Genomic DNA, 22,485 nt, shown 5'->3' on the forward strand with positions numbered 1-22,485 from the left:
CGTCAATGCAGCGCGCCGGCATAGTCACTGACCGCCTTCTTCACCATGCCGGTGCGTTCGACCAGGACCGCCTCGGTCAGATCCATGGCGGCCTTGCAGGCGGCGTTCGGACGGCTGTGGCGGCGCGTCGCCATGGTCCAGGTGCGCACGATCTCCGGCTCCACGATGGGCGCGGCGGACAGCCGGCCGGCAACCAGATCCTCGTAGAAGGCGACCGGCGCCAGCACGGTGTAGCCCTTGCCGGCAGCGACGAAGCGCTTCATCTCGGTGATCACGTCGATCTCGAACTTGATCGTGTACTCGACGCCCAGCCGCTGGGCCGTGCTGTGGACCAGCGAGCGCAGGCCATTTTCCGGATGCGACATGATCAGCGGGTATCGCGGCAAGCTATGGAACGGGATTGTCTCGCCGGGGGAAAACGCGCCGGGCGGGCCGACGACATAGAGCGTTTCCTCGCAGACCTCATGCGTATCGATATGCGGCAGTTCCTGATTGCTGAACAGGACGGCGGCATCGATGCGGCCGTCGATCAGCCATTCCGCCAGATAGGCGCTCATCGCCTCGCGGATATGCAGGGTGATCCCGCCGAAATCGCGCTGAATCGTCGTCAGCAGCGGCTGGGTGATGAGCGGGCTGACCGGTATCGGCAGGCCCAGCATGACATCGCCCGTCGGCTTTCCGGGACTGACGGCATCGACGAGCCGGTCCATTTCCTCGACGACGCGCCGCGCATGCGCCAGCAGCTTTCTGCCGTCGGCGGTAAGGTCAACACCACGCGCCGTCCGGTCGAGCAGTTGCGTGCCGAAGCTCTGCTCCAGATTGCGGACATGCTGGCTGAGCGCCGGCTGGGCGATGTGCAGGTGGTTCGCCGCACGCGTAAAACTGCCGGCCTCGGCGATGGCGATGAAATAACGCAGATGCCTGATGTCGATCGAATAGCGGCTCATGGGCGGGATCACTTTCGCGAAGCCGGGAAAACACCGTTTCGCGCCAACCGGGTGTACAGGAGTATGTACAAATGACACTTCAGTTCAAGATATACTGGTCGTTCCGCAGCCCCTACAGCTATCTGGCGACGGCGCGCCTCGTCGCCTTCGCGGCGGAATATGACGTCGATGCGCAACTGCGTATCGTCCGGCCACTGGCCATGCGCGAGCCGGCCTATTTCGAGCGGATGGGGCCATTGCACCGCCCCTATTTCTTTATGGATACCAAACGCCAGGCCGACTATCTGGGGCTGCCCTTCCGACGGCCTGTTCCCGACCCGATCCAGCAGGATCCCGTCACGCTGAAGATCGCCAAGGACCAGCCCTATATCCGCAATATCTCGCATCTCGGTGTGGAGGCCTGCCGGCTGGGGCATGGCCTTGCCTATGCGGATTCCGTCTCGCGGCTGCTCTGGGACGGTTCCGTCGATGGCTGGGACCAGGGTGACCATATGGCGAAAGCGGCAGCATCAGCCGGACTCGACCATGCCGCGATGCAGGCCAGTATCGACAGCGACCCGGACTGGTATGACAGCCAGATGCTGGCGAACGAGGCGGAACTGACCGAGGCCGGCCACTGGGGCGTGCCCTGTTACGTCTTCGAGGGTGAGCCGTTTTTCGGGCAGGACCGCTTCGACACTTTCATCTGGCGTCTGCGCCAGAATGGCCTGCAAAAGCGCGCATAGGAGCGGCGATGTTCGAATGGGTCCGCCTTCTGTTCCGCCGGCTGCGCGGTCTGCCCCATAACCGGAACCGCTACCGGCCGGAGAAGCGGTATATGCGCGGGGGCAGCCGGTAGCTGCCCTTGTGCTGCAGGCCTGTGCCGCGCCATCGGCAGACCAGTATCACGCGCGCCGATCTATAATCTAAAATTATATCTTGTAGCTGTAATCCATATTGGCGGCGTGTTCGTGCCTCGGATTAGAAATAATCAAGCGCCACGCCGCGCATGAGACCTAAGCAGCCCCGCACCCGTTTCCCGGTCGCAAGAAGCCGGATGGTGCCGGGGACCAAGGGGGGAAGAATGACAACGCAACGGCCTGCATCACGCCTCGACTCCGTCTTTGCTTCGGCAGGGCTGGCATGATCGCCCTGCCAACGCGGATTTTCGGATATGTGGCGGCGGCGCTCGGGTTGGCGCTGGCCGTCAATGCCATCATCGTGGCCTATGTTGGCGTTTATGACATTGCCTATACGCGCGCGCTGATCGTCTATGCCTCGGTCGTCTCTGTCCTGCTGGGATGCCCGCTGGCGGCTGCCGTTCCGGAGGGGAGAAAGTTCCTCCTGATCCTCGCCTGGCTGGCGGACATAGCGGCGGTCGCCGCTTTCACAATCGCCATCTGGTATTTCGTCAGCGCGGCGGATGAACTCTCGACGATGCTGGTGTCCTATGGCGAGACGGATATCTTCATCGCCTTCCTGGGCGTCTGCGTGCTGCTGGAAGCCACGCGCCGGCTGTTCGGCCTGCCGCTGTTCCTGTTCGTCATCGTGGCCTTCCTCTATGGCCTGTTCGGCGGCTACCTGCCATCCGCCATCGGCCATAGCGGGTTCAGCCTCGCGGTTACCATGGAGATGGTCTGGTACGGCTTCCAGGGCGTCTATGGCACGCCGCTCAGCATCGTCATCCAGGTCGTGCTGATCTTCGTCGTCTTCGGTGTGATGCTGGAAGGAACGGGCGCCAGCAACGCGCTGATCAAGATCGCCTTCGCCCTGACCGGCCGGACGCGTGGCGGCGTGGGGCATGCGGCCATCGTCTCCTCCGCCCTGTTCGGCAGCATGTCGGGCAGCGTGGTGGCCAATGTCGTTGGCACCGGCGCCTTCACCATTCCGATGATCATCCGGCGCGGCTTCAAACCGGCGACCGCCGGCGCTATCGAGGCGGCGGCATCGACCGGCGGGCAGATCATGCCGCCGGTCATGGGGGCGGCGGCCTTCCTGATGGCCGACCTGATCGGCATGTCCTATCTGATGATCTGTCTGGCCGCACTGCTGCCGGCGCTGTTCTATTACGGTGCGCTGTTCGTGGCGGTTTCGCTGGAAGCGGGCAAGGCCGGTATCCAGCCGATCCCGCCGGAGCAGCGCGAGCGTATCGACCGCAAGACGATGCTGGATTCGCTGATGTTCGTGATCCCCATCGCGGTCATCATCGCCGTGCTGGTCGCGGGCCGCTCGCCGGCAATGGCCGGGTTCTGCGCGGTGATCGCCGTGCTGGTGACGGCCCTGGCGCTTAATCCGGACCTGCGCCGGAACCCGATGCGTATCCTCGATACCGTCGTGAAGGGCGGCGCGGCGGGGGCGTCCATCGTCGTCGCGGTCGCCGCCATCGGCATTATTCTGGGAACGCTCAACCTGACCGGCATTGGCCTCAGCTTCGCCTCGACGGTGGCCGCGCTTGGCGAGAACAATCTGCTGCTTGCCCTGCTGCTGACCGCCGCCACCTGCCTGATCCTGGGCATGGGCATGCCGACGCTGCCAGCCTATCTGGTGATCGTGCTGGTGATGGGGCGGTCGCTGCGCGAGCTGGGGATCGAGCCGCTGGCGATCCATCTCTTCGTGTTCTATTTCGGCGTCTTGTCCGCAATCACGCCCCCGGTGGCGGTGGCGGTCTTCGCAGCGGCTCCCATTGCCAACTCGCATCCCGTGGCGACAGCGATTGCCGCCCTGCGGCTGGCCTTCATCGGCTTCGTCATTCCGTTCATCTTCGTGATCGAACCCAGCCTGCTGCTGGTGCTGGACAGTTTCGACCTCGGCCAGTTCGTCATCGCCATCCTGGCACTGAGTGTCGCCATCCTGGCGCTATCGACGGCCTTCTACGCCTATGACGGGGCGGCGCTGGCGCCCCTGCATTGTGTGTTCCGGGGGATCATTGGCCTGGCCCCGCTGGCGGCGCTGCTCAGCAACCGGTTCGAGGTGGAAATCGTCGTTGGATGCGCGGTCCTGCTCGGCCTTTCCATGCTCATCCGGCAACGGCAGAGGCGTTTTGCGCTCGGCTGACGCCCCTGCAATCAACCAAGAGAAACGTCAAACAAGCCCCACTGGGGCAGGGAGGATCAAAATGAAAACCCTCAAAGCCATCCTACTCACCGGGGCAATGCTCGCCGCTGTCGCCGGTGGCGGCACTGTCGCCGCCGCCAGCGACCAGGTTTATCGCTGGCAGACCATGTCGCAATCCTCGACCGATATGGTGTTCGCCATCGCCGCGACCGAATTGCTGCGCGACAAGCTGGGCCAGAAGGCGCAGATCACCACGGGGCGCCCGCTGGTGCGCCAGGCCGTCGATGCCGCCAAGAAGGATCTGGAATTCCTGACCACGGCCTCGTCGGTCAATCACTTCATGCGCAACGGCATCAACATGTACGCGAAGATGGGCGACGCGCCGGAGCTGTTCCAGAATCTGCGGATGATCCTGAACTACCCGCTGGGCGCCTATCACATGGTGGTCTGGGCCGACAGCGGCATCAAGGATATGAAGGAGCTGAAGGGCAAGCGCGTCTTCCTCGGCCCGCCGGGCGGCGCGGCGACCGTGACCGCCGTGCAGATGCTGGACGCGGCGACTGGCTACAAGGCGGGCATTGACTTCACCCAGCTGAATGTCGACTGGAACTCCGGCATGCAGGCCTTCCAGGACCGCCAGGCCGACGCACACATGTCGCCGAAGGCGCTGCCGGACCCGGCCATCGTACAGCTGGCGACACTCGGCAAGATCCGGCTGCTGAGCCTGCCGGAGCAGGCGATGGAAGCCGACAGCATCAAGAAGGCGATGGCGATCCCGGGCCGTGTCGTTACCGAGATTCCGAAGGACCTCTATGGCGCCAACCAGGTCAATGAGGAGAACATCCGCACGCTGCAGACCATGGTCGGTCTCGGCACGCATAAATGGATGTCCGAGGAGGTCATTTACAATGTGACCAAGACGATCATGGAGAACAACAGCGCCCTGAAGGCCGAGGCCCAGTGGATGGGTGTCATCAAGCCGGAAAATGCGCTGGCCGAGATGAACGCGCCGCTGCATGTCGGCGCCTACCGCTACTACAAGGAGCGCGGTGTGGCGATCCGCGACGAGCTGGTGCCGCCAGAAGCGAAGAAGTAAGCGCCCGACAACGCACCCGCCATATCCGCGTACTCCCGGTTGCCCGATGCGGAACCGGGAGTACGCCACCAACCAAAATCCCACTGTTCCGGTCCCGGCCAGCCGGCCGTGCGAGGGCCCGTTTGCCCGAATGGACCGGGTTACGCCGAAAGGAACCCCTGATGGGACGCAAGATTCTCTTCATCACCACCGACCAGCAGCGGCATGACGCGCTGGGCTGCAATGGCGGCAAGGTTGCGAAAACGCCGGTCGTGGATGGCCTCGCCGCCGCCGGCATCAACTACAAGCGCGCGCATAACCAGAATGTGGTCTGCATGCCGGCCCGCTCGACCATGCTGACCGGCCAGCATGTGCGGAGTCATGGCGTCATCTCGAACGGCATCCCGCTGCCGGAGGATGCGCCCGATGTGGTCCGCCTGCTGAAGGAGCAGGGCGGCTACCGCACCGCGCTGATCGGCAAGGCGCATTTCGAGCCGTCCTCGGCGCCGGGCGGCCCGTATTTCGAGAATTATGCCGCCTCCAAGGGGCTGTATGGCCCGCATCGCGGTTTCGAGCATATGGAGCTGTGCGCCCATACCGGCCGCGCCGGGCGCAGCCTCTATCATTATCCGAAGTGGCTGCAGGAGAATCATCCGGACGAGGTGGATTTCTTTCAGGAATATGTGACGCCGCAGAAGACCATCAGCTGCAAGCGCGGCGGCGATACCGGCGGTATCCAGGTCTGGCACAATCACATCCAGCGCGAACATTATCACACCGACTGGACCGCTGACCGGGTGATCGACTGGCTGGGGAACCTCGACGAGGATGAGGACTGGTTCGTCTGGATGAGCTTTCCGGACCCGCATCATCCCTGGGATCCGCCTTCTTCCGAACTGAAGCGCGTGAACTGGCGCGATCTCGATCTGCCTGAGGCCTATCCGGGCAGCGTCGAGGCAACGGTGAAGGTGCTGGAGGGCAAGCCGCGCCACTGGCTGGACTGGTATCTCGGTAAGGCGCAGTTCAATTACGAGCTGCCGGCCGAGTTCGTGCCTGCAGAGCTGACGCCGGACCAGATCCGCGAGATCAACGCCATGTGCCATATCGAGAACGAGCTGATCGACGAGGCGATCGGCCGCGTGCTGTCCTATATCGGCACACGCGGCTGGGGGCAGGACACGGATGTCCTCTATACCGCCGATCATGGCGAGTTCCAGGGCGATTTCGGCATGATGTTCAAGGGGCCGTACCATGTCGATGCGCTGATGCGCCTGCCCATGGTCTGGCGACCGGCGCCGGCCGTCGGCATTACCCCGTCGGTTGTCGAGCAGCCGGTCGGTCATGTCGATCTGGCACGCACCTTCTGCGCCATTGCCGGGGTCGATCCCGACCCGCGCATGCAGGGCGCTGTCATGCCGACCAGCGAGGATGGCACGCGGGAGCGCGTCATCACCGAATGGGATGGCGGCTATAATGGCCATACCATTCATCTGCGGACGCTGTACCGCGATGGCTATGTGCTGACGGCCTGCGAGAAATCCACCGTGCATGACGGCACGGAAGGGGAACTGTACAATCTGCGGGAAGATCCCCGGCAATGGGTGAACCTCTGGAACGACCCGAAATATGCGGGGATCAAGAGCGACCTGATTGCGGACCTCTACGACAATCTGCCGGAGGCCCGGCAACAGCCGCTTGAGCAGGTGGCGCTGGTCTGATGCCCTGCGGCAGCGTTTTCAATTCATCGCCCAGTTAATAAGAAAAACCCTGCAAGGCATTAACCCTGCAGGGTTTTTTCTTGCCTGAATGCCAGCCTGCCCCAAAGAGAAGGGGGACGCCGTGACCGGCGCCCCCCTTTGGAACTAGGCAGATGGAACTGCGCTACCAGATCAGCGCTTGTCCCAGCCCGGCACCGGGAAGATCGGATCGGCGGTCTTCACCGATTCCGGATGGACGGCGGCAAGGCCCTTGCCCGGCATGTTCTGCATGATGACGTTCTGCATGCCGACCTGCTTGCCGCTTTCCTCGATCTCGTACGGCCCGGCCATCGTGACGATCTTGCCGCTGAGCGCCAGCGCCGCTTCCTTCATCTTGGCGGCGTCGGTGGTCCCGGCGGTCGTCAGGATCTTCTCCGTCACCACGCCGGCGGCATAGGCCAGCGCAGTCTGGAAATCGGCGTCATAGGCGACGTCCGGGAACAGCGCCTTGTAGCGCTTGCCCACTTCCTCGCGGTTCAGCCCGTCGGTCACGTCCCAGTTGATCGCCGGGTGATAAAGGGTGTGGCTGTAGATGTATTCCGCATCCTTGCCGATGTCCTGGAACTGCGGCTGCGCGGCATAGAGCATGAAGGTGAACGGGAAGTTCACGTTCATCTCCTTCATCTGGCGGACCATCGCCATCTGGTCGCCCTCATAGGCCACCGGATAGAAGAAGTCGGCGCCCGAGGCGCGTGCCTTCTGGATCAGGATCGAGAAATCCTTGGTGCCGGCCGCAAATTTCTCGAACTGCGTGACCTGCATGCCCTTTGCCTTCGCCAGCTTTTCGGCGCCGGCGGCCATGCCGGCCGGGAAGGGCTCGTCCAGATAAACGATGGCGATCTTCTTGTTGCCGCCCAGCTTCGCCGCCAGCTCGACGCTGGGGATCGCCATCATGGAAGAGGCGATCTGCGAGGCGGAGATCAGGTGCTTGGCGCCCTGATCGTAGATCGAGTCGGAAGCCGCCGACCAGATCACCAGGAACTTGTTGCTGCGCTCCGTCACCGCGGTCGCGGCGCTGGTCAGGGTGGAGCCGAACGGGCCGAACAGCAGATCGACCTTCTGCTCCTCGATCAGCGTCTCATAGACGCGCGGCACCATCTGCTTGTCGGAGCGGTCGTCCAGCTTCACCAGCTCGACCTTGTACTTCTTGCCGCCCATATCGAGGCCGCCGCGGCGGTTGACGTCGTCCATCCATATCTGCACGCCGCGCTCGCCCGACTGCGAGGCCAGCGCGAAACGGCCCGCCGAGGACACGGTCATGCCGATCTTCAGCGTCTCCTGCGCGCTGACAGGGGCAGGCAGCGTGAGCGCCGGCACGGCGAACGCTGCGAACGCCGCTGCGAGGGTCAATAGTTTCGGGAATTTCATCGTGATACCTCCTAAACACCCCGGATCTTCCGATCGAGGCCTTCCCCGTTAATTTCCGGTGGGCAGGCCTGGCAACAAGCCTTCCCGCCGATGGAAACGACAGCAATTTTCAGATCGTTTTTATGCCGTCTTTTGACACGGCGGCATTGTCACTGTTGTGAAACCTATTTACAAGTGCCTGCCATAAATCACCGCTGCACTGCAGTGGATGCATGCCGTCCGGATAGAGATGGCGGCGTATCCGAAGACCGAGGGGGCTTCATTCATGGCAACGGATTCGAGGGACGATTCCGCGATCGCCACCATCCGTAACCGGATATGGTTCACGGCCATGGCGGCCATCGTCGCCGCGCTGGCGCTGGTGCCGGTGCTGGGCACGTCGCTGTCCTTCTCTTTCTACCTGATGCTGTGGATTACCATGGCGACCGGGCTGAACATCATTGCCGGCTTCACCGGCTACATGCCGCTGGGCTATGTCGCCTTCTACGGCATCGGCGCCTTCGCCACCGCGATCCTGACCAAGATGTTCGGCGTGCCGGTCTATTTCTCGATCCTGGCGGGCGGGGTCTGCGGTGTGCTGCTGAGCCTGCTGATCGCGCCGACCCTGAAGCTGAAGGGCATCTATTTCGCCATTGTCAGCCTGGGGCTTGCCATCATCTGCCGGCTGGTCATCGTGAATCTGCCGGAGAGCTGGGCCGGCGGCAGCTACGGCATCAATCTCGGCCTCAGCATCTCCCCGGTGGTGACCTTCTATTACATGCTGGCTGTCATGGTGGCGGCGCTGCTGACCATCACCTGGCTGGCACAGTCGCGCCTCGGCAAGGCGTTGCGGGCGATCCGCGACGACGACCAGGCGGCCGAGGTGATGGGCGTGAATGTGGTCGCCACGCGGCTGAAGGCCTGGATGCTGTCGGCGCTGTTCGGTGCGCTGGCTGGCGGGGTAGAGGCCTGGTACACCAACATCATCGATCCGGAGAGCGCCTTCCAGTTCCTGGTGACGGCAAAGACCGTGATCTATGCCATCGCTGGCGGCCTCGGCACGGTGACCGGCCCGGTGGTCGGCGCCATCGTCATGGTCTGGATCGACGATCTGATCTGGCAGCGCTTCCCGATCTTCAACCTGTTCCTGCTGGGCCTGGCGATCATCCTGCTGATCCTGTTCCTGCCGCGCGGCATCGTCGGCAGCATCATCCAGCGCAAGCCGTCCTGGCGGCGGTACATCCTGTAGGCCGGGAGACGCGAATCATGACCTATCTGATCCTGAACGGCCTCGCCAACGGCCTTATCCTCGGCGTCATCTACGCGATGATCGGCGTCAGCCTGTCGCTGCTCTACGGCGTGCTGCAGGTGAAGAATTTCGCGCATGGCGAATTCCTGATCGCCGGCGCCTATTTCTGCTACGTGCTCTACAACGCTTTCGACCTGCACCCGCTGCTGGCTCTGCCACTGGCTTTCCTGTGCTTCATGGCGTTCGGCTGGCTGCTGAACAACCTCGTCATGCCGCGCCTGCAGCGTTCCGACGACCCCATGCTGGCCTCGCTGCTGGTGATGTACGGCGTCTCGCTGATGCTGGCGGCGACAATGCTGCTGCTGTTCGAGGCCGATTTCCGTTCGCTGGATTTCAGCTTCGAGCCGATCTCCATGAAGGTCGGCATGCTGTATCTGCCGACCGCCCGGCTGGTCGCCATGGGCGTGACGGTGGCGATCCTGCTGGTGCTGGCCTGGTTTCTCTATTTCACCCTGCCGGGCAAGGCGATCCGCGCCTCGATCATGAACCGCGACGCGGTGCAGATCGTCGGCGTGAACATCAAGCGCCTGTCGGCCGCCGCCTTCGCGCTGTCCATCGGGCTGGCCGGGGCCAGCGGCGTGATGGTGTCGATGGTATTCCCGTCCTTCAACCCGTTCGTCGGCGTTGACTACACGCTGATCGGCTTCATCGTCGTGGTGCTGGGCGGGTTGGGCAACCCGATGGGGGCGATTCTGGGCGGGCTGGTGTTCGGCCTGGCGGAGCAGATGTCCATCGTCTTCCTGCCGCAGACCATGGCGCCGATCATCGGCTTCTCGATCATGATCCTGGTGATCTTCTTCCGGCCCAACGGGCTGCTCGGCAAGGCACGGACATCGTGAGGGCAGGACGATGACGGCGAACGACATTCTTCTGGAATCCCGCGATCTGGTGAAGCGCTTCGGCGGTCTGGTCGCGGTGAACGAGGTTTCCTTCACGCTGGAACGCAACACGGTCCTCGGCCTGATCGGCATCAACGGGTCGGGCAAGACCACGGTGATGAACTGCCTGAATGGCCTGTACAAGGCCGATGGCGGCAGCATCCGGTTTGAGGGAGAGGAGCTGATCGGCCGCAGCCCGCACGAGGTCACGCGGCTGGGCATCGGGCGCACCTTCCAGGTGCCACGGGTGTTCCGCCGGATGACGCTGATCGACAATCTGCTGGTGCCGCTGCTGGGGTCAAACCTCAGCGATGCGGAACTGACCGAGCAGGCCGAGGAGTGCCTGGCCCAGGTGAACCTGCACGGGCTGCGCCAGAATTATGCGGAGGAGCTGTCAGGCGGCCAGCAGAAGCTGCTGGAGCTGGCCCGCCTCATCATGCTGGACCCGAAGCTGATCCTGCTGGACGAGCCTTTCGCCGGGGTGAACCCTTCGCTCTGCCAGCTGCTGCTGGAGCGTATCGAGGGGCTGCTGGACAAGGGCAAGAGCTTCATCCTGGTCAGCCATGACCTCACCTCCATCTACCGCCTGTCCAGCCACATCATCGTCCTGAACGAGGGGCGGAAGATCGCCGAAGGATCGGTCGATGAGGTGAAGAACAATCCGGATGTGATCGAAGCCTATCTGGGGAGTGCCTCGGCATGACCGATATGCCCACGAATGTACCGCTGATGGAGATGCAGGACGTCTATGTCTCCTACCATGGCGACATCAGCATCCTGAACGGCCTGAATCTGAAGATCCCCGAAGGCAAGATCACCGGCATCATCGGCCCGAACGGCGCCGGCAAATCGACCGCGCTGAAGACGCTGTACGGCTTCCTGAAGCCGCAGCGCGGCGAGATTCGGCTGGCCGGCGAGCGCATCGACGGGCTGGAACCCTATCAGTTCATCGAGCGCGGCATCGCCTATGTTCCCCAGAACCGCAGCCTGTTCAACGATTTGTCGGTCGAGGACAATCTGCGCCTCGGCTGCTGGGTGTTCCGCAAGGACAAGGCGCGCATGGCGCGCGCGCTGGAACGCGCCTATGCCCAGTTCCCGATCCTGAAGCAGAAGCGCAAGGACATGGCCGGCAGCATGTCGGGCGGCCAGCAGCGCTTCCTGGAGCTGGCCCGCGCGCTGGCGCTGGAGCCGAAGATCGTCATGCTCGACGAGCCGACGGCGATGATCGCGCCGAAGCTGTCGCAGGAGCTCTACGCCTTCATCAAGGCGCTGCCGGAGCAGGGGGTCACCGTCATTCTGGTGGACCAGAATGTGCGGCAGTGCGTCAACATCTCCGACCATGTCTATATTCTGGAACTGGGCCAGAACAAGGCGGACGGCGACGCCGCCGACTTCAAGGGCGACAGCCGGCTGCGCGAGATGATCGCGGAATGGCTGGATTACAGGATCGACTGACGCGGAGCGGGGATTGGCAACCGTTCGAACCGAGTTGTCACGAAACCAACACCGGCCCGACATGCGGGCTTAATCAACAACCTTCATGGTGCCCCCGGCACGCCATTCAGGCGCCGCCGATCCTTTTCAAGGCTGGAGGGCATCATGCAGTTCCCCTTTCTCAGCCGACGGGCCGCGCTTGCGCTGGGCCTGTCGCTGACCACGACCCTATCCGTCGCCGCGCTGATGGCACCGGGCGCCGCGCGGGCCGATGACCGCCCCGTGGTGCGCGTCGCCGTGCAGCAGGTGGTGAATTCCGGCGCGCTGACGCCGCTTCGCGAGCAGTCCAATGTCGGCGCACGCGTCTTCCCGATGATCTTCTCTCCGCTGATCGATCTGGACCGCCAGGGCGATCTGGCGCCGGTGCCGGGCCTCGCCGAATCCTGGAAGCGCATTGACGACAAGACGGTCGAGCTGAAGCTGCGCCAGGGTGCCACCTTCCATAATGGCGACGAGGTGACGGCCGAGGATGTGGCCTTCAGCTTCGGCAAGGAACGCATGTTCGGCGACAAGCCGCCGCGCCGCGCTGGCCAGGACGACAAGACCATCAAGTCGGACGACAGCAAGACGCTGTTCACCACCACCAACACCCAGGCCGGCCCGGAGCTGCCGCCGGAGGTGCCGGCCATCGCGCGCCGCCTTTGGCCGTCGCTGGAGCGGGTAGAGGTGGTGGACAAGTACACCGTGCGCTTCGTGAACGCGGTGCCCGACGTCACCATGGAAGGCCGCCTCGCCCGCATGGGCTCGCAGATCATCTCCAAGCGCGCCTTCCTCGAGGCCAAGGACTGGATGAGCTGGGCGCGCAACCCGATCAGCGCCGGCCCGTTCAAGATCAAGGAGTTCCGCCCGGACAACGTGCTGGTGCTGGAGGCGCATGATTCCTATTTCAACGGCAAGCCGACTGTTAAGGAAATCCGCTACGTCGTGGTGCCGGAAGTGCCGGGCCGGGTAAACGGCCTGCTGTCCGGCGAGTATGATTTTGCCAGCGACATCCCGCCGGACCAGATCGCCACCATCGAGGCGAACGACAAGTTCGAGGTGGTCGGCGGCCCGGTGCTGAACCACCGGCTGATCGTGTTCGACAAGAACCATCCGCAGCTTGCCGATGCGCGCATCCGCCAGGCGCTGACCCACGCCATGGACCGCCAGGCCATCGTCGATGCGCTGTGGGGCGGCCGCACCAGCGTGCCGGCCGGCCTGCAGTGGGAATATTACGCCGACATGTTCCACGCCGACTGGAAGGTGCCGGAATATAATCCCGAACTGGCGAAGAAGCTGGTGAAGGAGAGCGGCTACAAGGGCGAGCCGATCCCGTTCCGCGTCACCAACAACTACTACACCAACCAGGTTCAGACGGCGCAGATCCTGACCGAGATGTGGCGTTCCGTGGGTCTCAATGTCGAGATCCAGATGAAGGAAAACTGGCAGCAGATCTTCGACCGCAATGATCCGCGCGCAATCCGCGACTGGTCGAACTCCGCCCCGTTCAGCGATCCGGTCAGCTCCATCGTCAACCAGCATGGCCCGAACGGCCAGCAGCAGCAGGTCGGCGAGTGGAGCAACGAGGAGTTCAACAAGCTCTCGGGCGTGCTGGAAACCTCGACCAACCATGAGGAGCGCCGCAAGGCCTTCCGCCGCATGCTGGAGATCGCCGAGCGCGAGGACCCGGCCTACACCGTCCTGCACCGCAATGTCGTGTTCTACGGCAAGCGCAAGGACATCGAATGGAAGTGGTCGCCGACCTTCGCGATGGACTTCCGGGCGGACAATATCCGCTACAAGAAGTAAGCGTCATGAGTACGCTCGACTTCGTCGGGCCGAATGGCGGCGCGGCGGCGGTGCGGGGGATGACCCCGGCCGCCGTCGCGGCACGCCCGGCCGAAACGACAACAGGCGGCGATCCGCTGGTGCGTATCGCTGGTCTTACCGTCGCCTTCGATGATGGCAAGCGTCATGTGCCGGTGCTGCACGGCATCGATCTGGAAGTGCGGCCAGGCGAAACCATCGGCATCGTCGGCGAATCCGGCTGCGGCAAGTCGGTGACCTGGCTGGCGGTGCTGCGGCTGCTGGGCAAGAAGGCCAGGATCGGCGGCACGGTGTCGCTGGACGGTGCGCCGATCATCGATTTCTCCGACCGTTCGATGGCGCGCATCCGCGGCAAGCGCATCGCCATGATCTTCCAGGACCCGGCTTCCTCGCTCAATCCGGTGCACCGCATCGGCCAGCAGCTGACCGAGGCACTGGCACTGCATCGCGGGCTGACCGGGCAGGCGGCGAAGGCGGAGGCGATCCGGCTGCTCGACCGGGTGCATATTCCGAATCCGGGCCAGCGGCTGAACGCCTATCCGCACGAACTGTCCGGCGGCATGAACCAGCGTGTGATGATCGCGATGGCGCTGGCTGGCGAGCCTGACCTTTTGATCGCCGACGAGCCGACCACCGCGCTGGATGCCACCATCCAGGCGCAAATTCTCGACCTCCTACGCGAAATCCGCCGCGACAGCGGCATGGCGATGGCGTTGATCTCGCACGATCTGGGCGTCATCGCCGATATCTGCGAGCGCGTCATGGTGATGTATGCCGGCCGCGTCGTGGAATCGGCGCCGACGAAACAGCTCTTCGCCAATCCCAGCCATCCCTACACGCGGGGATTGCTGGCGGCGCTGCCCGATCTCGATGCGCCGCAGCGCCGGCTGGAGGCGATCCCCGGCACCGTGCCGGAACCCGGCAAGCTGCCCGGCGGCTGCAGCTTCCGCCCGCGTTGCGTCCATGCCGAGGAAAGCTGCGGCGCTGAAGTGCCGGGCCTCGGTTTCATCGAAAAGACCCACCAGGTCGCCTGCCTGAAGGTGGACAGCCTATGAGCGATCTTCTGACTGTCGAGAACCTGACCCGGCATTTTCCGGTGCGCGTGCCCGGCAAGGGGCTGGGTGGGATGTTCGGCCAGCCGGCCACGTTGAAGGCGGTCGATGGTGTCTCCTTCTCCGTGGAGTCGGGGCGCACGCTGGGCGTGGTCGGCGAATCGGGCTGCGGTAAATCGACCACGGCGAAGCTGGTGCTGGGGCTGTTGCCGCCAACGGCGGGGGCGGTGCGCTTCGAGGGCACGACAGTGCCGGCCCGGCGCAACGCGGATTGGCGGGCGCTGCGCCAGCGCATGCAGATGGTCTATCAGGACCCGCTGGGCGCGCTCGACCGCCGGTTGCCAGTGGTGGCGCAGGTGATGGAGCCGCTGACCGTGTTCAAGATCGGCACCCCGGCCGAACGCCGCGAGAAGGCGCGCGACCTGATGGCCGCCGTCGGGCTGACGCCGCATCTGTTCGAGCGTTTCCCGCATGAATTGTCGGGCGGTCAGCGCCAGCGCGTGGTTCTGGCCCGGGCGCTGATCCTGGAGCCAAGCCTGCTGGTCTGCGACGAGCCGATCTCGGCGCTGGACGTCTCCATCCAGGCGCAGGTCATCAATTTGTTGCTTGATCTGCAGGAGCGTTTCAACGTCGCCTTCCTGTTCATCAGCCACGATCTGAAGGTGGTGCGCCAGGTCAGCCACGAGGTGGCGGTCATGTATCTGGGCCGCATCGTCGAGCAGGGCGATCCCGAGGTGCTGTTCCAGGAACCGGCACATCCCTATACCCAGGCACTGGTTTCGGCGATCCCGTCGCCGTGGCGGCGCGAAGGCTATCAGCGCATCGTGCTGGAAGGCGATCCGCCGAACCCGGTGAACGTGCCGTCCGGCTGCGCCTTTCATCCGCGCTGCCCGCACGCCACCTCCGCCTGCCGGTCGGTGACGCCGCGTCTGGCCGATATCGGCGGCGGGCGCAAGGCGGCCTGCCATCTGCTTTCCCCCATCGGCACGGCATAAGGAGACGGTCCATGCTGCGCTATCTCGCTTCGCGCGGGGCGCGGGCCCTGATCACCATCTTTCTGGTGCTCAGCTTCGCCTTCATTATCCTGCGCCTGTCCGGCGATCCCGCCCTGCTGATCCTGTCGCCCGATGCGCCGCCCGAGGCGCTGGAGGCGTTCCGCCAGGGCTGGGGGCTGGATGCACCCTTATGGAAACAATATCTGGGATATTTCGTGAATATTCTGGAGGGCAATCTCGGCCAGTCGATGCGCGACGGCCGCCCGGCTATTGATCTGGTGCTGGAACGCATCCCGGCGACGCTGGCGATCACCCTGCCGGCCTTCGCGCTGAAGCTGCTGATCGGCATCCCGGCCGGCATCTTCGCGGCGCTGAACCGCAACTCGCTGACAGACCGGCTGGTGATGAGCCTGTCGGTTGCCGGCTACACCGTGCCCAGCTTCGTACTGGGGCTGGTGCTGGTGCTGATCTTCGCGGTCAATCTCGGTTGGCTGCCCAGTGGCGGCTTTACCAGCCCGATGCACGCCATCCTGCCGGCGGTGACGCTGGGCATGGGCGGGGCGGCGGTGCTGGCGCGCTTCACCCGCTCGGCGATGCTGGAGGTGCTGGGCCAGCCCTATATCCGTACAGCCTCCGCCAAGGGGCTGGTGTGGCGGCTGGTGGTTACCGGCCATGCGCTGCCGAACGCGGCGATCCCGACCGTCACCATCGTCGGCTTCATGGTCGGCAGCCTGATCGCCGGCGCGGTGGTGGTGGAGAGCGTGTTCTCCTGGCCCGGCGTGGGGCGGCTGCTGGTCTCCGCCGTTGCCAACCGCGACCTGGCCGTGGTGCAGGCCATCCTGCTGCTGGTCGCGGCCTGCATGGTAACCTCCAACCTGGTCGTCGATGCGCTGTATGGCTGGATCGATCCACGCCTGCGCAGCGGCCGCACCGTGAAGGCGGGGGGCTGATCATGGCCAGCATTGAAACCACGTCACCCGCCGCCGAAGCAGCTCCGGCCGAACGCGGCAAGCTGTCCCGCTTTCTGGAGGCCTACCCGCCGCTGGTCCTGTTCGGCGGCGCCTGGATCGTCGCCATGCTGGTGGTGGCACTGCTGGCGGATTTGCTGACTCCCTATGTGTTCAGCGCGCTTGACCTGAAGGCGCGGCTCGCGCCGCCGGTGTTCATGGGCGGCACCTGGGCGCATCCGCTGGGCACCGACGAGCTGGGCCGCGACGTGCTGTCCCGTCTGATCATATCGATCCGCATCAGTCTGCTGATCGCCTTCGCCAGTACCATCCTGTCCGCCACCATCGGCGTGCTGCTGGGCTTCATCGCGGCGCATTTCCGCGGCTGGGTCGAGCAGGTTGTGCTGACGCTGATCGACTTCCAGGCCTCGATGCCGTTCATGATCATCGCGCTGGCGGTGCTGGCCTTCTTCGGCAACACGCTGACGCTGTTCATCTGCCTGATGGGCTTCTATGGCTGGGAGCGCGCGGCCCGCATCGCCCGTGGCCTGACCATCGCCGCCAACGAGCAGGGCTATGCCGCCGCCGTGCGCGACATCGGCGCGTCGCCCTTGCGCGTCTATGGGCTGCATGTGCTGCCGAACATCGCCAGCACGCTGATCGTCAGCGTCACGCTGACCTTCCCGGAGGTGATCCTGCTGGAATCCGGCCTGTCCTTCCTGGGGCTCGGCGTGCAGCCGCCGATGACCAGCCTGGGTAATATGGTGGGCTATGGCCGGGAATATCTGCAATCCGCCCCCTGGATTCTGCTTGCCCCCAGTGCTGTGATCGTTCTGACGACCTTCTCCATCAGTATGGTCGGCGACTGGCTGCGCGACCGGCTTGATCCCACCCTGCGTTAAATCCGAGGATAAAATGAGCAAGCGCAAGAATGTGCTGTTGATCGTGGTGGACCAGTGGCGCGGCGACACGCTGCCGATGCTGGGCCATCCGGTGGTGAAGACCCCGAACATCGCTTCCCTGGCGGCGGAGGGCGTCACCTTCGCCCGGCACTATACCCAGGCGGTGCCCTGCGGCCCGGCGCGGGCCAGCCTGCTGACCGGCCTGTACATGATGAACCACCGGGCGGTGCAGAACACCATCCCGCTGGATGCGCGCCACAGCAATGTCGCCAAGGAGGCGCGCAAGAAGGGCTATGACCCGGCTATCGTCGGCTACACCACCACAACGCCCGACCCGCGCGAGGTGGCGGCGGAAGACCCGCGCTTCAAGGTGCTGGGCGATCTGATGGATGGCTGGCGGCCGGTCGGCTCCTGGGGGCTGAAGATGGAGGCCTATTTCTCCTGGGTGGCGGCGAACGGCTATAAGCTGCCGGACAATCCCTGGGATATCTGGCTGCCGCAGGATCTGGCGCCGGGCGAGATCGGGGCGACCCGCAAGCCGAGCCGCATTCCGGCGGAGCTGTCGGACACGGTGTGGTTTACCGACCGCGGCCTCGATTATATCCGGGGCGCCAACAACAAGCCCTGGTTCCTGCATCTGGGCTATTGGCGGCCGCATCCGCCCTTCGCGGCACCCGCACCCTATCACGACATGTTCGACCCCGCCGACTGCCCGCCACCGCTGCGCGCCGCCAGTGCCGAGGAGGAGGCGAAGCAGCACCCGATGCTGCGCTTCTATCTGGACTCGGTGAAGCGCAAGAGCTTCTTCGAGAATGGCGAGGGGCTGGGCGCCGACATGGACGAGGGCGAGGTGCGCCAGATGCGCGCCAGCTATTACGGGCTGATGGAGGAGATCGACGTCCATCTCGGCCGCGTGTTCCAGCATCTGAAGGACAGCGGCCAGTGGGATGACACGCTGATCATCCTGACCTGCGACCATGGCGAGCAGCTGGGCGACCATCACCTGCTGGGCAAGCTCGGCTATTTCGACCAGAGCTTCCACATCCCGATGATCGTGCGCGACCCCGATGCCAGCGCCAATGGCACGCGCGGCCAGATCGTGCGCCAATTCACCGAATCGGTCGATCTGATGCCGACCGTGCTGGAATGGATCGGCCAGGAGTGTCCGCGCGCCTGCGATGGCCATTCCCTGCTGCCCTTCCTGCGCGATGGCGGGGCGCCGGATAATTGGCGGCGTGAGGTGCATTATGAGTTCGATTTCCGCAATGTGTTCTATTCCAAGCCGGAGGAACCGCTGGGCCTGACCATGGACCAGTGCGCGCTGGCCGTGGTGCAGGACGAGAGCTGGAAATACGTGCATTTCGCGGCGCTGCCGCCGCTGCTGTTCGACCTGAAAAACGATCCCGGACAGTTCCACAATCTGGCCGAGGATCCGGCGCATGCGGTAACCGTGCGGGATTATGCCCAGCGCATGCTGAACTGGCGGTTGACCCATGCGGAACGCACGCTGACCGGCTATGCGGCGACACCGGAAGGGCTGATGCTGCGGCTGTAGGCATCTCCCGCTCTGGTCGATAGCGACAAGTCCGCTATAACAAGGGCATGAGCGGGACGCCGAAGCAGGAGCATCTGGATCATCTCACCGGGGCGGAGGGGGCCGGCGCACGCCTGGCCGCCCGGATGGAGGTGCTGGCGGCGCTGCTGTGGATTCCCGCGGCGGCGCTGCTGGCAATCGCGATTGACGGCCTGATTTTCAGCGTCGAAATGGCGGATGATCTGCCGTTCTATCTGGCCGGCTTTCTGGCGATCGCCTTGCTGCGCAGCCTGCTGACGCTGCAGGCCGGGCGGCTGGCGACAAGATCGGCACTGGCGGTGCAAGGCCGGCTGCGTGGGGCACTGGCTGCCGCCCTGGCCCGGCAATCGCCATTCGATTCCGGACGCGTGGCCGCCGGGCAGGCTGCCGCGACCCTGACTGATCATGTTGGCGCGCTGGGGCCCTGGCTGACCCGCTACCAGCCGGCGCGGCTGAAGGTGGCGCTGGTGCCGGCCGCCATCGCGCTGGCGGTGCTGCCGGTCTCCTGGGCCGCATCCCTGGCGCTGCTGCTGGCGGGGCCGCTGATCCCGATCTTTATGGCGCTGATCGGTCGACGTGCGCGGATTGCCAGCGAGCGGCAGTTTGCCGAGTTGAACTCGATGAATGCCTATCTGCTGGACCGGCTGCAGGGGGTGACGACGATCCGCCTGCTAGGGGCGGGCGGGCAGGCGCTTGCCCGGCTGGAACAGGCGGCGGAGGCGCTGCGCATCGGCACCATGCGGGTGCTGCGGCTGGCCTTCCTGTCCTCGGCGGTGCTGGAGCTGTTCGCCGCAATTGGTGTGGCGCTGGTGGCGGTCTATGTCGGATTCAGCCTTTTGGGCTATCTGCGGTTCGGTGCTTATGACGCGCCGCTGACACTAGCCGAGGGTCTGTTCATCCTGCTGCTGGCGCCGGATTTCTTCCTGCCGATGCGGGATTTCGCGGCCAGCTATCACGACCGCGCTGCCGCCGAGGCCGCTGGCGAGACGGTAACCGGTATTCTGGAGTCCGGACGTCCTGCCTTGCTGGGCACCGGTGCCGCGTCGGCACCGCTGGACGGTCCGGCCAATATCCGGATTTCCGGGCTGCGGGCGGGGTATGGCGATGCTGCCGTGCTGGAGGGGATGGAGCTGGAGATAGCGCCCGGCGAACGGGTGGCGCTGGTCGGCCCCAGCGGGTCGGGAAAATCGACCCTGCTGGCGCTGATCGCCGGATTGCTGCGCGCCGATGCCGGCACGGTCCAGGTGGCCGGGCAGGCATTGACCGATGCCACCGCCGATGGCTGGCGGGCCAGGCTGGCCTGGGTCGGGCAGCGGCCCTATTTCCTGCATGGCAGCCTGCGCCGCAACCTGACTCTGGACCGGCCCGGACGAACCCGTACCGATATCGAGGACGCACTGCGTCTTGCCTCGGCCGAGGCTGTTGTAGCGCGCTTGCCGCAGGGCGATGCCACCCTGCTGGGCGAGGCCGGGCAGGGTGTATCCGGCGGCGAGGGGCAGCGGCTGGCGGTGGCGCGCGCCGCGCTGCGCGGGGCGGAGATCATCCTGGCTGACGAGCCGACCGCGCATCTGGATGGGGAAACGGCGGCGGCTGTCGCGGACGGGCTGTTCCGGCTGAGTGCCGGCCGCATGCTGATTCTCGCCACCCATGACGAGGCGCTGGCGGCGCGTTGCGACCGGATCGTAAGGCTGCCGCAAGGATGGCGAATGGCATGAAGGCGCTGCTCTCGATCCTGGGACTGTTCTGGCGCGGCCACCCCTGGTGGTTCCTTATGGGGCTGGCGCTCGCCATCCTCAGCCTTGCCGCCGGCATCGGCCTGCTGGCGCTGGCTGGCTGGTTCATTGCGGCGACCGCGCTGGCCGGGGCGGCGGGGCTGGGGCTTGCCTTCAACTTCTTCAGCCCGAGTGCCGGCATCCGCTTCCTGGCGATCCTGCGCACTGCCGGCCGCTATGGCGAGCGGGTGGTGACGCACGAGGCGACGCTGCGCTTCCTGGCGAAATTACGGGTCACCGTCTTCGGCAGCCTGCTGACGCATGATTTCTCCAGCCTCGCGCGGATTCGCGGTGGCGATTTCCTGCAACGCCTGACCGGCGATATCGACCTGCTGGACGCGCTCTATCTGCGCCTCGCCGTGCCGCTGTTGTCGGCATTGACGGTCATCGCCGCGCTGTCCGGCCTGTTGCTGGCCCTGGATATCTGGCTGGCGCTGGGCGTCGGCGCGCTGCTGGCCTTGACCGGCATTCTGCTGCCGGCCCTGCTGGGCTATGCGACGCGCCGCGCCGCACGCCGGCTGACCGTGGGCGAACGCGCCTTGCGCCTGCGGACCGTCGATCTGTCACGCGGCCAGGTGGAACTCGCCATGGCCGGCAGGCTGGCGGCGCAGCGCGACGCTATCGGCAAAGCGCATGGGGTTGCCGAGGCGGCTTCGCTGGCGATCAACCGGCAGGAGACACTGGCCGGGGCCAGCCTGTTCGTCGCCGGGCAGGCGGCACTGGCTTTCGCCCTGTGGCGCGGTGCCGTGCTGCTACGCGACGGTCAGATTGACGGCGCGCTGCTGGCGATGGTCCTGCTGCTGGTGCTGGGCGCGACAGAGGCGCTCACCCTGCTGCGGCGTGGCCTGTTCGAGCTGGGCCGCACCATTCTGGCTGCCCGGCGCATTGTTCCTTATGCCGCTGGCGCACAGCGCTTGCCGGTTACGCCGGGCAGGCTGTTGGGCGGGCCGCTGACGCTGGAGGCGGTGAGCTTCCGCTATGCGCCGGGCCGCCATCCGGTCCTGAACGGGATCACCGACAATATCCAGCCGGGCGAATGCGTCGCGCTGGTCGGCCCCAGCGGGTCGGGCAAATCGACGCTGCTGGGACTGGTCGCCGGGATGCACATGCCAAGCTCTGGCCACATCCTGATTGGCGGGCAGGCGCTGGACTCCATTGCAGAGCCGGATCTGCGCCGGACGGTCGGCTTGCTCGGCCAGCGCACGGAGCTGTTTCGTGACAGCATCGCCGGCAATCTGCGCCTCGCTCGACCGGATGCCGACGAGGCCGCGCTCTGGCAGGCGCTGCGCCGTGCCGGGCTGGAACAGGCGATCCGTCGTCTGCCACGGGGGCTGGAAACGGTGCTGGGCGATGAAGGGATCGGTTTGTCTGGCGGCGAACGGCGGCGGTTGGCGCTCGCCCGGCTGATTCTGATCGACCCGGTTATCTGGCTGCTGGACGAACCGACGGAAGGGCTGGACCGGGCGCTTGCGGCCGCCGTTCTGGACGACATCCTCGCGGCGGCCAAGGGAAAGATCGTGCTGCTGGCGACGCACCGCCCGGAGGAGGCGGCCAAAGCGCATCGCGTCCTGCGCCTTGATATGGCAAGCTGAATATAC

General features: G+C 65.0%; 18 protein-coding genes. 16 read left to right on the plus strand and 2 right to left on the minus strand.

The window, feature by feature from the left end:
- Window positions 1–2: 2 nt before the first annotated feature.
- Window positions 3–947 carry a LysR family transcriptional regulator gene (locus tag BKM74_RS16420; RefSeq protein WP_086466794.1) on the minus strand — a complete coding sequence of 315 codons (945 nt, stop codon included), beginning with the start codon at window positions 945–947 and terminating at the stop codon, window positions 3–5.
- A gap of 71 nt (window positions 948–1,018) precedes the next feature.
- On the opposite strand from BKM74_RS16420, the gene BKM74_RS16425 reads away from it, so the two are divergent.
- The 4 genes from BKM74_RS16425 (at window position 1,019) to BKM74_RS16440 (ending at window position 6,773) form a co-directional block, all read left to right on the plus strand.
- Window positions 1,019–1,672 carry a 2-hydroxychromene-2-carboxylate isomerase gene (locus BKM74_RS16425; protein ID WP_086466795.1) on the plus strand — a complete coding sequence of 218 codons (654 nt, stop codon included), beginning with the start codon at window positions 1,019–1,021 and terminating at the stop codon, window positions 1,670–1,672.
- 397 nt (window positions 1,673–2,069) lie between these two features.
- Window positions 2,070–3,980: a TRAP transporter permease gene (locus BKM74_RS16430; protein ID WP_086466796.1), complete on the plus strand. Its 1,911-nt coding sequence runs from the start codon at window positions 2,070–2,072 to the stop codon at window positions 3,978–3,980.
- A 61-nt stretch (window positions 3,981–4,041) separates the two neighbouring features.
- Complete coding sequence (locus tag BKM74_RS16435) at window positions 4,042–5,076, plus strand: TAXI family TRAP transporter solute-binding subunit (protein ID WP_086466797.1); 1,035 nt, start codon at window positions 4,042–4,044, stop codon at window positions 5,074–5,076.
- Window positions 5,077–5,237: 161 nt separating this feature from the next.
- Entirely contained in the window at window positions 5,238–6,773 is a 1,536-nt protein-coding gene (locus BKM74_RS16440) for a sulfatase family protein (protein ID WP_086466798.1), read from the plus strand.
- A gap of 171 nt (window positions 6,774–6,944) precedes the next feature.
- Here BKM74_RS16440 and BKM74_RS16445 read toward each other — a convergent pair whose 3' ends face one another.
- Window positions 6,945–8,180, minus strand: a complete 1,236-nt coding sequence (locus tag BKM74_RS16445; RefSeq protein WP_086466799.1) for an amino acid ABC transporter substrate-binding protein — start codon at window positions 8,178–8,180, stop codon at window positions 6,945–6,947.
- 265 nt (window positions 8,181–8,445) lie between these two features.
- On the opposite strand from BKM74_RS16445, the gene BKM74_RS16450 reads away from it, so the two are divergent.
- The 12 genes from BKM74_RS16450 to cydC all read left to right on the plus strand — a co-directional run bounded on the left by BKM74_RS16450 (window position 8,446) and on the right by cydC (window position 22,479).
- Window positions 8,446–9,408 (plus strand): branched-chain amino acid ABC transporter permease, encoded by a 963-nt coding sequence (locus tag BKM74_RS16450; protein WP_086466849.1) that lies wholly within the window; start codon window positions 8,446–8,448, stop codon window positions 9,406–9,408.
- Between the two features lie 17 nt (window positions 9,409–9,425).
- Entirely contained in the window at window positions 9,426–10,307 is an 882-nt protein-coding gene (locus BKM74_RS16455) for a branched-chain amino acid ABC transporter permease (RefSeq protein ID WP_086466800.1), read from the plus strand.
- A gap of 10 nt (window positions 10,308–10,317) precedes the next feature.
- Complete coding sequence (locus tag BKM74_RS16460) at window positions 10,318–11,049, plus strand: ABC transporter ATP-binding protein (protein WP_086466801.1); 732 nt, start codon at window positions 10,318–10,320, stop codon at window positions 11,047–11,049.
- The gene (locus BKM74_RS16465) at window positions 11,046–11,801 is read left to right on the plus strand and encodes an ABC transporter ATP-binding protein (protein ID WP_245825975.1); all 756 of its coding nucleotides are present in this window, start codon (window positions 11,046–11,048) and stop codon (window positions 11,799–11,801) included. The genes BKM74_RS16460 and BKM74_RS16465 overlap by 4 nt, the downstream gene beginning before the upstream one ends.
- Window positions 11,802–11,945: 144 nt before the next feature.
- A complete protein-coding gene (locus BKM74_RS16470; protein ID WP_086466802.1) occupies window positions 11,946–13,628 on the plus strand; it encodes an ABC transporter substrate-binding protein in 1,683 nt (560 codons plus the stop codon).
- Between the two features lie 5 nt (window positions 13,629–13,633).
- A complete protein-coding gene (locus BKM74_RS16475; protein WP_217895515.1) occupies window positions 13,634–14,701 on the plus strand; it encodes an ABC transporter ATP-binding protein in 1,068 nt (355 codons plus the stop codon).
- Window positions 14,698–15,693, plus strand: a complete 996-nt coding sequence (locus BKM74_RS16480) for an ABC transporter ATP-binding protein (RefSeq protein ID WP_086466803.1) — start codon at window positions 14,698–14,700, stop codon at window positions 15,691–15,693. The genes BKM74_RS16475 and BKM74_RS16480 overlap by 4 nt, the downstream gene beginning before the upstream one ends.
- Window positions 15,694–15,704: 11 nt before the next feature.
- A complete protein-coding gene (locus BKM74_RS16485) occupies window positions 15,705–16,643 on the plus strand; it encodes an ABC transporter permease (RefSeq protein ID WP_086466804.1) in 939 nt (312 codons plus the stop codon).
- A gap of 2 nt (window positions 16,644–16,645) precedes the next feature.
- A complete protein-coding gene (locus tag BKM74_RS16490; protein ID WP_099045582.1) occupies window positions 16,646–17,542 on the plus strand; it encodes an ABC transporter permease in 897 nt (298 codons plus the stop codon).
- Between the two features lie 13 nt (window positions 17,543–17,555).
- Window positions 17,556–19,097 carry a phosphoric/sulfuric ester hydrolase PehA gene (gene pehA, locus BKM74_RS16495; RefSeq protein WP_086466805.1) on the plus strand — a complete coding sequence of 514 codons (1,542 nt, stop codon included), beginning with the start codon at window positions 17,556–17,558 and terminating at the stop codon, window positions 19,095–19,097.
- A gap of 47 nt (window positions 19,098–19,144) precedes the next feature.
- Window positions 19,145–20,830: a thiol reductant ABC exporter subunit CydD gene (gene cydD / locus BKM74_RS16500; RefSeq protein WP_086466806.1), complete on the plus strand. Its 1,686-nt coding sequence runs from the start codon at window positions 19,145–19,147 to the stop codon at window positions 20,828–20,830.
- Window positions 20,827–22,479 carry a thiol reductant ABC exporter subunit CydC gene (cydC, locus tag BKM74_RS16505; RefSeq protein ID WP_176342580.1) on the plus strand — a complete coding sequence of 551 codons (1,653 nt, stop codon included), beginning with the start codon at window positions 20,827–20,829 and terminating at the stop codon, window positions 22,477–22,479. Before cydD ends, cydC begins: the two co-directional genes overlap by 4 nt.
- The last annotated feature ends 6 nt before the right edge of the window (window positions 22,480–22,485 follow it).

The sequence above is a fragment of the Oceanibaculum nanhaiense genome (assembly GCF_002148795.1).
In the GTDB taxonomy this organism is placed as follows: domain Bacteria; phylum Pseudomonadota; class Alphaproteobacteria; order Oceanibaculales; family Oceanibaculaceae; genus Oceanibaculum; species Oceanibaculum nanhaiense.

Coding starts and splice junctions, on each gene's coding strand:
- BKM74_RS16480 (WP_086466803.1), top strand. CDS start 14,698: ATGAGCGATCTTCTGACTGTCGAGAACCTGACCCGGCATTTTCCGGTG.
- BKM74_RS16465 (WP_245825975.1), top strand. CDS start 11,046: ATGACCGATATGCCCACGAATGTACCGCTGATGGAGATGCAGGACGTC.
- BKM74_RS16420 (WP_086466794.1), bottom strand. CDS start 947: ATGAGCCGCTATTCGATCGACATCAGGCATCTGCGTTATTTCATCGCC.
- BKM74_RS16425 (WP_086466795.1), top strand. CDS start 1,019: ATGACACTTCAGTTCAAGATATACTGGTCGTTCCGCAGCCCCTACAGC.
- BKM74_RS16485 (WP_086466804.1), top strand. CDS start 15,705: ATGCTGCGCTATCTCGCTTCGCGCGGGGCGCGGGCCCTGATCACCATC.
- BKM74_RS16445 (WP_086466799.1), bottom strand. CDS start 8,180: ATGAAATTCCCGAAACTATTGACCCTCGCAGCGGCGTTCGCAGCGTTC.
- BKM74_RS16455 (WP_086466800.1), top strand. CDS start 9,426: ATGACCTATCTGATCCTGAACGGCCTCGCCAACGGCCTTATCCTCGGC.
- BKM74_RS16450 (WP_086466849.1), top strand. CDS start 8,446: ATGGCAACGGATTCGAGGGACGATTCCGCGATCGCCACCATCCGTAAC.
- BKM74_RS16435 (WP_086466797.1), top strand. CDS start 4,042: ATGAAAACCCTCAAAGCCATCCTACTCACCGGGGCAATGCTCGCCGCT.
- BKM74_RS16430 (WP_086466796.1), top strand. CDS start 2,070: ATGATCGCCCTGCCAACGCGGATTTTCGGATATGTGGCGGCGGCGCTC.
- BKM74_RS16470 (WP_086466802.1), top strand. CDS start 11,946: ATGCAGTTCCCCTTTCTCAGCCGACGGGCCGCGCTTGCGCTGGGCCTG.
- BKM74_RS16440 (WP_086466798.1), top strand. CDS start 5,238: ATGGGACGCAAGATTCTCTTCATCACCACCGACCAGCAGCGGCATGAC.
- BKM74_RS16475 (WP_217895515.1), top strand. CDS start 13,634: ATGAGTACGCTCGACTTCGTCGGGCCGAATGGCGGCGCGGCGGCGGTG.
- pehA (WP_086466805.1), top strand. CDS start 17,556: ATGAGCAAGCGCAAGAATGTGCTGTTGATCGTGGTGGACCAGTGGCGC.
- cydD (WP_086466806.1), top strand. CDS start 19,145: ATGAGCGGGACGCCGAAGCAGGAGCATCTGGATCATCTCACCGGGGCG.
- BKM74_RS16460 (WP_086466801.1), top strand. CDS start 10,318: ATGACGGCGAACGACATTCTTCTGGAATCCCGCGATCTGGTGAAGCGC.
- BKM74_RS16490 (WP_099045582.1), top strand. CDS start 16,646: ATGGCCAGCATTGAAACCACGTCACCCGCCGCCGAAGCAGCTCCGGCC.
- cydC (WP_176342580.1), top strand. CDS start 20,827: ATGAAGGCGCTGCTCTCGATCCTGGGACTGTTCTGGCGCGGCCACCCC.